The sequence below is a fragment of the Streptomyces corynorhini genome (assembly GCF_003346515.1).
GTDB classification, from domain to species: domain Bacteria; phylum Actinomycetota; class Actinomycetes; order Streptomycetales; family Streptomycetaceae; genus Streptomyces; species Streptomyces corynorhini.
Window position 1 is genome coordinate 64,994 of record NZ_QQNA01000145.1, and the last position, 14,626, is coordinate 79,619.

A 14,626-nucleotide genomic window follows, 5' to 3' on the forward strand; every position below is an offset into this window, starting at 1 on the left:
ACCGCACTGCCGTACTCCCGTACGGGCCCACCGAGCGTCGACCGGAGAGAAGAGCGAAGTTGTCCCCGACCAGCGAGACCGCACACGGCGGCCGTCGACTCGTCATCGTCGAGTCGCCCGCCAAGGCGAAGACGATCAAGGGCTACCTCGGCCCTGGCTATGTCGTCGAGGCGAGCGTCGGGCACATCCGTGACCTCCCGAACGGGGCCGCCGAGGTGCCCGAGAAGTACACGGGCGAGGTGCGCCGGCTCGGCGTGGACGTCGAAAACGACTTCCAGCCGATCTACGTCGTCAATGCCGACAAGAAGTCCCAGGTCAGAAAGCTCAAGGAGCTGCTGGCCGATTCCGACGAGCTGTACCTCGCCACCGATGAGGACCGCGAGGGCGAAGCCATCGCGTGGCATCTCCAGGAAGTGCTCAAGCCCAAGGTCCCGGTCCACCGGATGGTCTTCCACGAGATCACCAAGGACGCGATCCGAGCCGCCGTCGCCAATCCGCGCGAGCTGAACACGCGGATGGTCGACGCCCAGGAGACCCGCCGCATCCTGGACCGGCTCTACGGGTACGAGGTCTCGCCGGTCCTGTGGAAGAAAGTCATGCGCGGCCTGTCCGCCGGTCGCGTGCAGTCGGTCGCGACCCGGCTCGTCGTCGAGCGCGAACGCGAGCGCATCGCCTTCCGCTCCGCCGAGTACTGGGACCTGACCAGCACGTTCTCCACCGGCCGCGCCGGGGACCCGTCGGACCCCTCGTCACTCGTCGCCCGGTTGAACTCGGTCGACGGCCGGCGTGTCGCCCAGGGCCGCGACTTCGGTCCCGACGGCCGGCTCAAGTCCGACCAGGTGCTCCATCTGGACGAGGAGAACGCGCGGGCGCTGGCCGCCGCCCTGGCGGACACCTCCTTCGCCGTCCGCTCGGTCGAGTCCAAGCCCTACCGCCGCTCCCCGTACGCGCCCTTCCGCACGACGACCCTCCAGCAGGAGGCGTCGCGCAAGCTGGGCTTCGGGGCGAAGTCCACGATGCAGGTCGCGCAGAAGCTGTACGAGAACGGCTTCATCACCTACATGCGTACGGACTCCACGACCCTCTCCGACACGGCGGTCTCCGCCGCTCGTGCGCAGGTCACGCAGTTGTACGGCGCGAGCTATCTGCCGGACAAGCCGCGTACGTACACCGGGAAGGTCAAGAACGCGCAGGAGGCGCACGAGGCGATCCGCCCCTCCGGCGACCGCTTCCGCACCCCGGCGGAGACCGGGCTGAGCGGCGACCAGTTCCGGCTGTACGAGCTGATCTGGAAGCGGACCGTCGCCTCCCAGATGAAGGACGCGGTCGGCAACAGTGTCACCGTCAGGATCGGCGGCACGTCGAGCGACGGCCGGGACGCGGAATTCTCCGCCTCCGGAAAGACGATCACCTTCCACGGCTTCATGAAGGCGTACGTCGAAGGCGCAGACGACCCGAACGCCGAGCTGGACGACCGCGAGCGCAGGCTGCCGCAGGTCGCAGAGGGCGACGCGCTGTCCGCCGAGGAGATCTCGGTCGACGGGCACGCCACCAAGCCGCCGGCCCGCTACACCGAAGCCTCGCTGGTCAAGGAGTTGGAAGAGCGCGAGATCGGCCGCCCGTCGACCTACGCCTCGATCATCGGCACCATCCTCGACCGCGGCTACGTCTTCAAGAAGGGCACGGCGCTCGTCCCGTCCTTCCTGTCCTTCGCCGTGGTCAACCTGCTGGAGACGCACTTCGGCCGACTGGTCGACTACGACTTCACGGCCAAGATGGAGGACGACCTCGACCGGATCGCCCAGGGCGAGGCCCAGGCCGTGCCGTGGCTGAAGCGTTTCTACTTCGGTGAGGGCGACGACCGCGCGGGCGCCGCTTCGAGCGCGGGCAACGGCGACGGGGACCACCTCGGCGGTCTCAAGGAACTCGTCACGGACCTCGGCGCGATCGACGCCAAGGAGATCTCCTCGTTCCCCGTCGGGGACGGGATCATGCTCCGCGTCGGGCGCTACGGCCCGTACGTCGAGCGCGGTGAGAAGGACGAGGAGGGCCACCAGCGGGCCGACGTGCCCGAGGAGCTGGCCCCCGACGAGCTGACGGTCGAGTACGCGCTGGAGCTGCTCGCCAAGCCGAGCGGCGACTTCGAGCTGGGCGTCGACCCGGAGAGCGGCCACCCGATCGTGGCCAAGGACGGCCGGTACGGTCCCTACGTCACCGAGGTCCTGCCGGACGGCACGCCGAAGACCGGCAAGAACGCGGTCAAGCCCCGTACCGCCTCGCTCTTCAAGTCGATGAGCCTGGACACGGTCACGCTCGCCGACGCGCTCAAGCTGATGTCCCTGCCGCGGGTGGTGGGCAAGGACGCGGAAGGCGTCGAGATCACCGCGCAGAACGGCCGGTACGGCCCGTATCTCAAGAAGGGCACCGATTCGCGGTCGCTGACGGCCGAGGACCAGCTCTTCGACATCACGCTGGACGAGGCGCTGGCGATCTACGCCCAGCCCAAGCAGCGCGGACGCGCGGCGGCCAAGCCGCCACTGAAGGAACTCGGCACGGACCCGGTGAGCGAGCGGCCCGTCGTGGTCAAGGACGGCCGCTTCGGTCCGTACGTCACGGACGGCGAGACGAACGCCACCCTGCGCACCGACGACAGCGTCGAGACGATCACGCCGGAGCGGGGCTACGAGCTGCTCGCGGAGAAGCGCGCGAAGGGCCCGGCCAAGAAGACCGCCAAGAAGGCGGCGAAGAAGGCCCCCGCCAAGAAGGCCCCGGCGAAGAAGACGGCGGCCAAGAAGACGACGGCGGCGAAGACGACCACGGCGAAGAAGACCGCCGCGAAGAAGACGGCGACGTCCGCCAAGACGGCCACGGCCACGGCCAAGAAGACGGCGGCCAGGTCGTCGGCGGCGAACGCCGAAGGCTGACGCGGGGCTGACGCGGGCGGATGTGCGGAGGGGCGGGTCCGGCAGTGTGCCGGGCCCCCGCCCCTTCCGGCTGTTCACGTCGTTGACCGGGCCGTCCACCGGGTCACACGTTCGTATGTTCGGACGGGGGCGTCGGGCAGTCAGTGGGGCCGGATAGGCTGGGCGAATGACGCGAGCCGAGCAGCCAACGGTCGTGAGCCCCACCTCCGACTCCGACGCACTTGCCGCAGACTCACGAGAGCGCGCCGTACGATCTTTGTTGCGTCTCCCTCCGCTTCGGCGGCTGTGGGGCGCCCAGTTCGCCGGCGGGACCGGCGACGTACTCGCCGTACTCGTGCTTCTGCTGCTGTCGTTGCAGGCGGCGATCGCCGAGGGCTCGTTCGGTGCTGGATACCGGGGCGCGGCGTTCGCCGTCGCCGCCGTGTTCGGTGCCCGGATCCTCGCCACGCTGCTGTTCGGAGCGGTGCTCCTCGGGCCGCTGTCGGCGCTGGTCGCGCCCGGCACCGGTGTCCGACCCGCCAAGCCGGTACGGCTGGTGAAGCCGGCGACCTCGGCGGAGAAGACCGCTCCCGGGGCCACCACAGGCGAACCTGACCTCTCCGGCGCCTCGATCGCCGCCGCGGCCTCGGCCGCCGCGGGCAAGCCCGCGAAACCGCAACGGGACGGCGGGCCGCTGGACCGGCGCTGGACGATGATCGTCGCGGACGTGCTCCGTCTCGGGCTGCTCATCGTCGCGCCGCTGTGGCTCGACTGGACTCCGGAGCGCGCGCTTCCGATCCTCCTCAGCACCGTCTTCGTCCTCGGCGTCGCCGAGCGCTTCTGGACGGTCGCCAAGGAGAGCGCCGCGCCGGCCCTGCTGCCCGCGCCTCCACTGGAGGGCGCGGCGGTGCGCCCGCTGCCCGACCACCTCGACGCGCTGCGCCGGCTCTCCCTGCGCACGACGTTCCTCGCGGTACCCGCCGCGGCGGTGGTCCTCCTGGTCGCCACGCTGGTCGGCAATCTGCTGGGCACGGGCATCGACTGGTTCACGCTGCATCAGGCGGCGCTGGGCTCCTACGTCGCGGCCGGTCTGTTCGCCGCCTCCGTCTCCACGCTGTACTTCCTGGAGCTGCCCGACGGGCTCACGCCCCGGCCGCGCTCCCCGCTCGAACGGCTGCGAGGCCCCGGCGCGGCGGCCGACCGCGCCGCCGACAAGGGCCGTACGGGCGCGGTGCCGCTGCTCGTGCTGGCCTGCGCGGCCATCGCCGCGGCCATCGCGGCGGCCGTGGCCGTCTCCGTACTCCAGGCCAAGGACCTCGGCGGCGGCCCGGTCGCCTTCGCTCTGCTCGTACTCGCGCTGACCGGCGGTACGGGGCTGGGCATCCGCCACGCCGCCAAGGTCGCCCCCGCGCTCTCGCGGCGTCGGCTGTTCGCGCTGGCGATCGCGGTCACCGGTGTCGCGCTGCTGGCCATGGGGCTCGTGCCCGACACGGCGACAGTGCTGCTCCTCGCGCTGTTCACCGGTTTCACCGCCGGAGTGGTGGCCCGTACCGGCCACGACCTCATCGACGTGGAGATCGAGGACGCCCGCCGTCGACGCGTCACCGAACACCTGCACGCCATGGTCGGGGCCTTCGTCGCGCTCGGTGTGGTCGTCGCCCCGCTCGTCGCCGCGGCGATCGGCCCGCACCGCCTCGCGAGCGGCACCTTCGTCTTCGCCCACGACGGCGCCGCCTTCACGCTGATGCTGGTCGGCGCGCTGCTGCTGCCGCTCGCCGCGGTGGTCCTGGCCAAGACGGACGACCGCTCGGGAGTGCCGCTGCGCCGTGACCTGAGCGACGCGCTGCGCGGCGGCGCCGACCCGGCGCCGGTCCCGGCCGGCAGCGGCTTCTTCCTCGTACTGGAAGGCGGGGACGGCGCGGGCAAGACCACCCAGGTCGAGGCGGTCGCGGAGTGGATCCGCGCCAAGGGCCACGAAGTGGTGGTCACGCGCGAGCCGGGCGCCACGCCGGTCGGCAAGCGGCTCCGCTCGATCCTGCTGGACGTGTCGAGCGCGGGTCTGTCGAACCGCGCCGAGGCGCTGCTGTACGCCGCCGACCGCGCCGAGCACGTCGACTCGGTCGTACGCCCCGCCCTGGAGCGCGGTGCGATCGTCATCTCGGACCGTTACATCGACTCGTCCGTGGCCTATCAGGGCGCGGGCCGCGACCTCTCGCCGACCGAGATCGCCCGCATCTCGCGCTGGGCGACGGACGGACTCGTACCGCATCTGACCGTGCTGCTCGACGTCTCCCCCGAGACGGCGCGCGAGCGGTTCACGGAGGCGCCCGACCGGCTGGAGTCCGAGCCGACCGAGTTCCACCAGCGGGTGCGCACCGGCTTCCTCACGCTGGCCGCCGCCGACCCGACGCGCTATCTCGTCGTGGACGCCGGTCAGCTGCCGGAGGAGATCACCACGGTCGTACGGCACCGGCTCGACCAGTCGCTGCCGCTCTCCGAGGCCGAGCTGAAGGCGCGGGAGGCGGCGCGCGAGGCCGCCATCGAGGAGGCCAGGCGCAAGGCCGAGGAAGAGGCGGCGCGCAAGGCGGAGGAGGAGCGGCTGGCGCGCGAGCGGGAGGCCCAGCTCGCCAAGCTCCGTGCCGAGGAGGAGGAGCGCAAGCGCCGGGAGCTGGAAGAGGCCCGGCAGCGCGAGGCCGAGCGGCAGGCGGAGGAGGCCAGGCAGCGCGCCGAGGAGGACCGCAGGAAGGCCGAGGAGGAGCGCAAGCGCCGCGAAGCCGAGGAGCGGGCGTACGAGGCGGAGCAGGAGCGGCTGCGGAAGCAGGCCAAGGAAGAGGCCAGGCTCCGCGCTGAGGCCGAGGAACGGCGCCGCGAGAAGCAGCGCAAGGCCGAAGAGGCCCTGGTCAGGGCCGAGGAGGCGCGTCGGGCAGCGGAGGAGGCGGCAGCCGCCGCCGCGGCGGCCACGGCGGCGGAATCCCCGGAGCGCCCGGAGCCGCCGTCCCATTCGCCGAACGAGCTGACCGTGCCCACGCCCGTCGTGCGGAAGCGGACGATCGCCCCCGACGACGTGACGCAGGAGGTTCCGGCGGTACGTCCGGAGGATCTGCGGCCCAAGGACGAGCCCCGGCGGGGCGAGGGCACGGGCGCTGGTACGGATACGGGTTCCGGGCCGGCCGATCCCGCGGAGACGGCGGTGCTGCCGCCGGTACGGGGTGACGAGCGGCCGGGCGACGAGCGGCGGCGGGACGGGAGCCGTTCCGGCGGCCGTGGCGGCGCGACGGACGCGCGAGGCGCGCGGGACGCGCGCGGGGCCGACGAGACCGCCGTCCTCCCGCCCGTACGGAACTCCGATCCCGCAGACCGGGTGCCACACGGCTTCTTCCGCGACGACGCGCGCCCGGCGCCCGCCGAGAACGGCAACGAGCGGACGCGGGAGCTGCCCCAGATCGACCCGGAGGCCGGTCCCGGACGGCCTCCGGAGCGCGAGCGTCCGCGCCGGCGTTCGGACTGGGCGGAGGAGACCCCGCTGGACGATCTGCCGACCCTGGCGGACGAACTGCTCGGCCCGCGTGACGAGGACGACGACGAGGGCAGGGGCGGACGCCGTCGCTAGGCCCCTGTCCTCGAAGGAGCGCCGTGCCCCGGGGTAGGGCGGGGTCGGCGGCGTCCGGTGCGCTGCGCTCTTTCCGCCTCGGCGTTTGACGCGTCCTTCGGATGCGACGCGCTCCCGCACGGCGGGGGGTCTCTCCCGTACGGGCTGTACTGGGGAGACCGCGACAACGCGGCGAGCGTGCGGGCCCAGGCGCCGTCGGCCGGGCGGGATTTGTCAGACAGGGCCTGGGTCGTACAGGCGTGGCGTGTCGGCGCCAGTGGGGCCGGGATGTCAGACCCCGGCCCCACAATGGAATCCGGGCCGCGGAGCCCGGGACGGAACGACACCGTCCGGGCACGGGAACGTGGCCGGACACGACAGGCACGGGGCGGTGACGGCGTATGACCGTATGGGACGAACTGGTCGGGCAGGACCGGGTGCACGTCGCGCTCGCCGCGGCGGCCCGCGACGCCGACGCGCTCGTCACCGCCGACGCCACGGGGACCGCGCCGCCCGAGGCGTCCAAGATGACGCACGCCTGGCTGTTCACCGGACCGCCGGGTTCGGGCCGTTCCACGGCGGCCCGCGCCTTCGCCGCCGCCCTCCAGTGCACCAGCCCGGACCGGGCGCTGGGCGGCGAGCCGGGATGCGGGTTCTGCGACGGCTGCCACACGAGCCTGATCGGCACGCACGCGGACGTCGAGGTGATCCGCACCGATCTGCTCTCCATCGGGGTCAAGGAGACCCGGGAGCTGGTCCGCCGCGCCCAGCTCTCGCCCGCCGTCGGCCGCTGGCAGGTCATCGTCATGGAGGACGCCGACCGGCTCACCGAGGGCGCGGGCAACGTCCTGCTGAAGGCGGTGGAGGAGCCCGCTCCCCGTACGGTCTGGCTGCTGTGCGCCCCTTCTCTTGAGGATGTCCTGCCCACGATCCGCTCCCGCTGCCGCCATCTCGTGCTGCGCACGCCGCCCGTCGCGGCCGTCGCCGACGTCCTGATCAGACGGGACGGCATCGAGCCCGCCGCCGCCCAGGCCGCCGCCCAGGCCACCCAGGGGCACATCGGCAGGGCCCGCCGCCTCGCCACCGACGAACGGGCCAGGGCCCGGCGGGCCACGGTGCTGAAGATGCCGCTGCGCGTGGCCGACATCGGGGGCTGTCTCAAGGCGGCGCAGGAGCTGATCGACGCGGCCACGGAGGACGCCAAGCAGGTCGCGGAGGACGTCGACGCCAAGGAGACGGAGGACATGAAGGCCGCCCTCGGCGCCTCGGCGGGCGGCCGGATGCCCCGGGGCACGGCGGGCGTGATGAAGGAGCTGGCCGACCGCCAGAAGCGCCGCTCCACCCGTACGCAGCGCGACAGCCTCGACCTCGCCCTCACCGATCTGACCGGCTTCTACCGGGATGTGCTCGCCCTCCAGCTCGGCTCGCGGGTGCCCCTCGCGAACGGTGACGTACGGGACGCGCTGGAGCGGATCGCCCGCGATTCCACGCCGGAGCGGACGCTGCGCCGGATAGAGGCGATCGGCGCGTGCCGCCTGGCGCTCGACCGCAATGTGGCGCCGCTGCTGGCGGTGGAGGCGATGGCGGTGTCGCTGAGAACGGGCTGATCGGGCCGGGCGGGCTGATCGGGCCGGGCGGGTGCCGGGCAGGTGCCGGGTGGGCTGCCCGTCGAGCGTGCGGCGTGCCCGCCGGGCGTGCGGTGCCGTCCGCGTGGCGCCGGGCGGGCGGCCGGGACTCACCCGTACGAGCGTGGACACACGTCGGACCGGGCCGGGCGGCTAGGCTCCCCGGATGGAATCCAGGAGCCCGTTCCGTGTCACCGCCGCCGCGTTCGTGGCGGCCGGTCTGCTGATCACCGGATGCAGCTCCGGCGGCTCGTCCTCCGGTTCGTCGGACGAGGGCGCCGGCTCGGCGACTGGCTCGGGCTCCGTATCCGTCGATCAGGCCGCCCTGAAGAAGTTCTACGGCCAGAAGATCAAGTGGCGCGCGTGCGGAGTCTCCGGCTTCCAGTGCGCCACGATGAAGGCGCCGCTGGACTACGCCGAGCCGGACGGCAAGCAGATCGACCTGGCCGTCTCCCGCAAGAAGGCCACCGGCCCCGGCAAGCGCCTCGGCTCCCTCCTCGTCAACCCGGGCGGCCCCGGCGGCTCCGCCATCGGCTACCTCCAGGGGTACGCGGCCATCGGCTACCCGGCGCCGGTCCGCGCCCAGTACGACATGGCGGCCATCGACCCGCGCGGCGTCGCCCGCAGCGAGCCGGTCGAGTGCCTCAGCGGCACGGAGATGGACGCGTACACGCAGGTCGACCAGACGCCCGACGACCAGGCCGAAATCGCGCGGCTGACCGGGGCCTTCAAGAAGTTCGCGGCGGGCTGCGAGAAGAGGTCCGGCGAGATCCTGCCGCATGTCTCCACGGTCGAGACCGCGCGCGACATGGACATCTTCCGCGCGGTGCTCGGTGACGAGAAGCTCTCGTACGTAGGGGCCTCGTACGGCACCTTCCTCGGCGCGACCTACGCTGAGCTGTTCCCCGAGCGCACCGGCCGCCTGGTCCTCGACGGCGCGATGGACCCCTCCCTGCCGGCCCGTGATCTCAACCGCGACCAGACGGCCGGCTTCGAGACCGCCTTCCAGTCCTTCGCCCGGGACTGCGTCAAACAGAGCGACTGCCCCTTCGGCACGAAGTCGCCGGCCGAGGTGGCCACTCGTATGAACGCGTTCTTCAAGGGCCTGGACGCCGAGCCCGTCCCGACCGGCGAGACCCGACAGCTGGGCGAGTCCCTGGCCACGACCGGCGTGATCGCCGCGATGTACGACGAGTCCGCCTGGCCCCAGCTCCGCGAGGCCCTGGCCCAGGCCATGGACGGCGACGGCACGGCCCTCCTCGGCCTCGCCGATTCGTACTACGAACGCGACGGCGACGGCTCGTACCAGAACCTGATGTTCGCCAACTCCGCCGTGAACTGCCTGGACCTCCCGCCCGCCTTCAGCGGCCCCGGGGAAGTCACCCAGGACCTCCCCTCCTTCGAGAAGGCGTCCCCGGTCTTCGGCAGAAACCTCGCCTGGGCCTCCCTGAACTGCGCCTACTGGCCCACCAAGGCCACCGGTTCCCCGCACCGCATCGAAGCCAAGGGCGCGGCGCCGATCGTCGTGGTCGGCACCACCCGCGACCCGGCGACCCCCTACAAGTGGGCCAGGTCCCTGGCCGAGCAGCTCTCCTCCGGCACGCTCCTCACCTACAACGGCGACGGCCACACGGCGTACGGCCGGGGCAGCGACTGCATCGACACCGCGATCAACACCTACCTCCTTGAGGGCACACCGCCGACCCCCGCCAAGAAGTGCTCCTGACCTGCACAGAGACCGTCCCCCATGGCGTGTACGAAGCACCCTCGGAAACTGTGTAGACTTGGCCGCGCCGCTGATCGCACCATGGTGCCGACGGCAGCGCCGCCTTAGCTCAGTTGGCCAGAGCAACGCACTCGTAATGCGTAGGTCTCGGGTTCGAATCCCGAAGGCGGCTCTGCGAAACCCCAGGACTCACTCGCCGTGACCTGGGGTTTTGTGCTTTCCGAGATCGACGGGCTGGGGCCGGTGCGGGGCTTTCAGCGGTGCGGCGCGAAGCGTGGGTGGGGCTTTGTGCGGCCCGTGACCAGGTCGGCCGTCAGCTCGCCGATCAGCGGGGCGAACTTGGCGCCGTGGCCTGAGCAGGGCGAGACGACCACCACAGGGCCGTGGCGGTCCAGGATGAAGTCCCCGTCCCGCGTGGAGGTGTAGAGGCATGTGCTCTCCGCCACCGGTTCGGGCCGCAGGCCCGGCAGCCAGGTGGTGACGTAGCCGGTGACGGCGGCGCGCGAGGCCGGGTCGGGCGTGCCGGAGCGGCTGTCGGCGGTGGTGGGGAGGCCGTCGCCGAGTTCGGCGACCTTCACCGCGGGCTCAGGACCGGCATCCGAACCGGAGGGGAGACCGAACACCTCGGTCTCGCCCCGGTGCAGAAAGACCGGCCAGTCGGCGCCGGATTCCCGTCGGCGGAAGTGGAAGACCTGTTGCTGGGTCACCCGCAGCGGGGGCAACGCGATGCCGAACGCCCCGGCCAGCTCCGGCAGCCACGCCCCCGCCGCGAGCACCACCCGCTGGGCGGACAGCTCCTCGCCGGTGTCCGCGACGAGCCGGACACCGCCCGTCGCCGGGTACGCGGCGCGCGTCACCCGGGTCTCCGTGAGCAGCCGTGCGCCCTGTTCGCCGGCGCGGCGGAGGCAGGCCGCGACGGTGGCGCCCGGGTCGAGCACTCCGGCCTCCGGGTGGTGGAGGACCGGCCCCGTGAAGCGCATGCCGGGCCAGCGCCTCCCGGCCTCCCCCGCCGTCAGCAGCTCGTTCGGCACTCCGGCGGCCGCCAGGACCCGGGCCAGCTCCTCCGGCGCGGCTCCCGCACCGGTGTCCAGGCCGCCGGTCCGACGCCGCAGTACCGTGCCGGAGTCGGTCTCCAGCTCCTGCCACGCCTCCGCGGCCCGCCCCGTCAGCGCGACGTAGAACGGGTCCGTGTAGGTCCGGCGGAAGATGCGCGAGCTGCCGTGCGAGCTGCCGTGCGGGTGCCCCACCGCGTACGCCTCGAACACCGCGACCGACAGTCCGCGCGCGGCCAGCCGCCAGGCGGCGGCCGCCCCGGCCAGCCCCGCTCCGACCACCGCCACGTCGAAGGACTCGGGGCTCATGGCCGGGCCGGGGAGGCGGGGTCGGACTCCGCCGCGCGAGGTGTGAAGAACACCTGTCCGGCGAGGTCGACCTGAGTGCCGGGCGGCAGCAGCTCGACCGTTCCGGGCCAGTGCGCGGGAATGCCCAGGCCCAGCGCCTTCCCGAGCCGCGCCGCGAAGCGGGGCATGAGCGGGGCCGCGCCGTGGGCCAGCAGCCGGGCCGCGGCCAGCTCCAGGGCGATGACGGTCCGGTTGTCGTCGGACCACTCGGTGGCGGCCAGCGGGCTCTCCTGGCGGGAGAACCTGACGGCGTCCTCCACCAGGCCGTTCAGCTCGGCCGCGGCCCGCCGCAGGGAGAAGCCGTCCGGGCTCAGCGCCGCGGTCAGCGCGGACAGCCGACCGCCCAGGAGGCCCAGGAAGGCCGAGTGCTCCGGCGTCCAGTTCCCGGCGTCCGGGGCCCTCCCCTCGTACCGGCCGCCCAGCCGCTCGCCGAGGCCGTCGAGCCACGTCTGCCACGTCCCGACGAGGGTGTCCCGCACCAGCGCCTCGTACGCCGCGGTCGAGAAGTTGGTCTGCTCCCCCTCAGGCCGGGTGCTCGACAGGAAGTAGCGGACGGCGTCGACGCTGTCCGGGCCGAGGATCTCCTTGCCCCAGACGGCATGCCCGCGGCTGGTGGAGAACTTGGCGCCCTCCAGCAGGTAGAACTCGTTGACGTGGTAGTCGATGTCGGGCTGCCAGCCGGGGAAGGCCGCCTTGTAGAGCACCGGGGCGAGCACCGAGTGGTAGAAGCCGTTGTCGAAGCCGAGGAAGTGGACGATCTTCCAGTCCTGATCGGGCTCGGCCGCCCGCCAGTTCCTGCCCAGTCGGCCGCCGAGCGTCTGGATGCCCCGGAGGAATCCGTAGGACAGCTCGACCCAGGCCCAGATCACCTGGCCCTCGGTCGCCTCGTGCCGCTCGGCGGGTGCCAGGCCCCAGGAGGCGGGATGGCTGACGGGCAGGTCCAGGGACGGGCGGGCGAAGACCCGGGCGGCGAGTTCGCGTAGCCGGGCGGGGACCCGGCCGTGGCGGTGGTGGTCGACGACGGTCCCGGGGAACTCGTGCAGGGGCAGGGAGTACCGGGTGACCGTGCCGAGCCGGGGCTCGGCGGCCGACCGGGCGGAGACGGGGCCGGTCAGATCGGTGACCGTGTTCGGTTCACCGCACCGCTCGCACATGTTGCCGCCGGTCGGCCCCGCGCACGTCGGACAGGCCCCGCTGACGTCGACCTCGTAGAGGTACTCGCCGGTCTCGGCGTCGAAGAGCGCCTGGCCCTCGCGCGGCGCCACCGCCCCGCTGCCGACCAGGCGGGAGAAGTACTCCCGCAGTCCGGTGCGGTAGCTCTCGTCCCGGTGGGGCACCGTGTACTGGTCCACCCGGATGTCCATCAGGGCGAGGGTGTCCGCGATCTCCGCACTGTAGTGGGCGGCCGTCCCCTCCGGGTCGCGGTTCTCGGCTCGGGCGGCGGCCTGCACATAGCTCTGGTGGTCGTCGCTGCCGGTGATGTGCCAGGCTTCGACGCCCCTCATCCGCTGGAAGCGCACATAGGCGTCGGCCCCGAGATACGGACCCGACAGATGCCCGAGGTGCAGATCGCCGTTGGGCGTCGGCGGGGGCGAACAGACGAAGACGGGACGTCGGCCGAGGCTCAGCCGGTCCGCCGACCTGGCCGAGACCAGGGCCCGGTCCGCGTCGCGCCAATACTGGGTCAGGAACACCAGGTCGGTGTCGCCGGTGTTCTCCAGTACGTGGGTCTCGAAGGGCTCGAACAGCGCGAGCGTGCCGGGCGAGACGGGCCGGCGCACACCGTCGACGACCAGCTCGCCACGGCCCTGGACGATGACGAACATCTCGGTCTCGTCGTGCCGGTGCGAGAGGGACCTGCCGCCGGGGAGGACCCGGCCCCAGTCGGCGCCCACGCCGAGGCCCTGGACGCCGGCGAGACCGATGCCGAACCCCTCGTACTGGATGTTCCCGTCGTAGACACTGATGATCACGTCCGGTACCTCTTCTCCATGGTCGTCCCCGCCCTCGTCACGCGGTCCGGACATGCTCGGCGGATGCCTTCGACGACCACGCGACGAAGGAGGGAAGCTGTTCTTCCGTACGGACCCCGAGCAGCCGGTCCACGATGCGCCGGCTGCGCCAGGCGTTGAGGCTGAGGTTGGGGTCTGCCAGGCCGCGCTGTTCCCGGACGGCGTTCTGCACGAAGAGCCTGCGGTCGAGCGGGCCGTCCCAGTGCACCGCGTAGTCCTGGTCGACGCGGAGTTCGTCGCCCTCGCGCTCCAGGCGGTCGGCGATGGGGGCGAGGAAGTCCATCGGGGCGGGGCGGAAGCCCGACGCCCAGATGACGACGTCCGCCCGCCCGTGCTCGACGGCCCCCTGCTCTCCCTTGTGCCGGACCGTGAGGTGCCAGAGGCCGGAGGCGTCGCCGGTCACGTCGGTCACCTCACGGTGCGGATAGAGCCTGGCCAGGTCCGGCGGCCCTGTCACGTAGGACAGGACGTAGAGCCGCTGGTAGATCTGCCGGAGGGTGCTCTCGGACACGCCGTCGCTGCTGAGCAGTTGCTCGGCGTTGAACGCGGACCGGGCCTCGGACGGCAGGTTGTAGTGGTGTTCCGAGTGGCACGGCATGTAGAAGTCGTTGGTGAACGGCGAGTCGTCCAGCGGCAGGAAGGTGCGCCGCCGGGAGAACCAGGAGACCTGCTCCGGCTGCTGTCCGGCCGGGCGGGAGAGCAGCTCCAGGAAGGCTTCCGCGCCCGACTGGCCGCCGCCGATCACGGCGACCCGCTTGCCGCCCAGATCACCGGTCCTCTCCATGAACTCGCCGACGTGGAAGTGGGTGCGGCCCAGCTTCGGCCGGACGTGGTCCGGGACCCAGGGCCGGGTGCCGACCCCGACCACCACGTTGTCGGCGGTCAGCGTGCGCCGGTCGGTGCGTACGACGTAGCGGCCGTCCCCGCCGCCGTCGAAGCCGACCTCCCGCACCTGCTCGCCGAACACGACGTTGTCGTTGCGTCTGCTGGCCCAGTCCAGATAGTTGCGGAACTCCTGGCGGGGCACTTCGGGGAACTGCGCGTTGAGGAAGTGGTACACCCGGCCCTTCTGGTGGAGGTAGGCCAGGAAGGAGAAGGGATTGGTCGGATCGGCGAGGCTCACCAGGTCCTTGAACAGGGAGACCTGGAGGGTCGTACCGGGTATCTGCTGGCTGTCGTGCCAGCTGAAGGCGGGCTTCCGGTCGAGGAAGAGGTTGGTCGTCTCGGGATGGCTGTGCAGGAGCGATGCCAGGCTCAGGTTCGCGGGCCCCGCTCCGACCCCGACGCACCGGTAGTGCGCCTGGGCGGAGTGGGCGTTGTCGGACCCCATGGTGCGGACCTTTCTCGTCGGTCGTCGTTCGGGGACGGGCG

7 protein-coding genes and 1 tRNA gene are annotated in these 14,626 nt (G+C 72.3%); 5 read left to right on the plus strand and 3 right to left on the minus strand.

All coding sequences use genetic code 11. From position 1 onward, the window contains the following. Positions 1-59 precede the first annotated feature (59 nt). From topA to DVH02_RS18905, 5 genes are all read left to right on the plus strand, one after another. Complete coding sequence (topA, locus tag DVH02_RS18885; RefSeq protein ID WP_114624989.1) at positions 60-2,924, plus strand: type I DNA topoisomerase; 2,865 nt, start codon at positions 60-62, stop codon at positions 2,922-2,924. A gap of 166 nt (positions 2,925-3,090) precedes the next feature. Continuing rightward, positions 3,091-6,513, plus strand: coding sequence for a dTMP kinase (gene tmk / locus DVH02_RS18890; RefSeq protein ID WP_114624990.1), 3,423 nt, complete (start codon positions 3,091-3,093; stop codon positions 6,511-6,513). A gap of 380 nt (positions 6,514-6,893) precedes the next feature. After that, positions 6,894-8,099: a DNA polymerase III subunit delta' gene (locus tag DVH02_RS18895; protein ID WP_114624991.1), complete on the plus strand. Its 1,206-nt coding sequence runs from the start codon at positions 6,894-6,896 to the stop codon at positions 8,097-8,099. A 184-nt stretch (positions 8,100-8,283) separates the two neighbouring features. Continuing rightward, a complete protein-coding gene (locus tag DVH02_RS18900; protein ID WP_114624992.1) occupies positions 8,284-9,843 on the plus strand; it encodes an alpha/beta hydrolase in 1,560 nt (519 codons plus the stop codon). Between the two features lie 98 nt (positions 9,844-9,941). Further along, positions 9,942-10,015, plus strand: a tRNA-Thr gene (locus tag DVH02_RS18905). 82 nt (positions 10,016-10,097) lie between these two features. Here the strand turns inward: DVH02_RS18905 and DVH02_RS18910 are convergent. The 3 genes from DVH02_RS18910 to DVH02_RS18920 are packed head-to-tail and all read right to left on the minus strand — an operon-like array spanning position 10,098 to position 14,585. Next, on the minus strand, positions 10,098-11,204 hold the full coding sequence (locus DVH02_RS18910) for an FAD-dependent oxidoreductase (RefSeq protein WP_114624993.1): 1,107 nt from the start codon (positions 11,202-11,204) through the stop codon (positions 10,098-10,100). Then, complete coding sequence (locus DVH02_RS18915; protein WP_233518314.1) at positions 11,201-13,270, minus strand: class I tRNA ligase family protein; 2,070 nt, start codon at positions 13,268-13,270, stop codon at positions 11,201-11,203. The genes DVH02_RS18910 and DVH02_RS18915 overlap by 4 nt, the downstream gene beginning before the upstream one ends. Then, complete coding sequence (locus DVH02_RS18920) at positions 13,254-14,585, minus strand: lysine N(6)-hydroxylase/L-ornithine N(5)-oxygenase family protein (RefSeq protein WP_114624994.1); 1,332 nt, start codon at positions 14,583-14,585, stop codon at positions 13,254-13,256. Before DVH02_RS18920 ends, DVH02_RS18915 begins: the two co-directional genes overlap by 17 nt. Positions 14,586-14,626 lie beyond the last annotated feature (41 nt).

Excerpts from the sequence above, each read along its gene's own strand:
- tmk (WP_114624990.1), top strand. The coding sequence starts at position 3,091 with ATGACGCGAGCCGAGCAGCCAACGGTCGTGAGCCCCACCTCCGACTCC.
- DVH02_RS18895 (WP_114624991.1), top strand. The coding sequence starts at position 6,894 with ATGACCGTATGGGACGAACTGGTCGGGCAGGACCGGGTGCACGTCGCG.
- DVH02_RS18900 (WP_114624992.1), top strand. The coding sequence starts at position 8,284 with ATGGAATCCAGGAGCCCGTTCCGTGTCACCGCCGCCGCGTTCGTGGCG.
- DVH02_RS18910 (WP_114624993.1), bottom strand. The coding sequence starts at position 11,204 with ATGAGCCCCGAGTCCTTCGACGTGGCGGTGGTCGGAGCGGGGCTGGCC.
- DVH02_RS18915 (WP_233518314.1), bottom strand. The coding sequence starts at position 13,270 with ATGTCCGGACCGCGTGACGAGGGCGGGGACGACCATGGAGAAGAGGTA.
- DVH02_RS18920 (WP_114624994.1), bottom strand. The coding sequence starts at position 14,585 with ATGGGGTCCGACAACGCCCACTCCGCCCAGGCGCACTACCGGTGCGTC.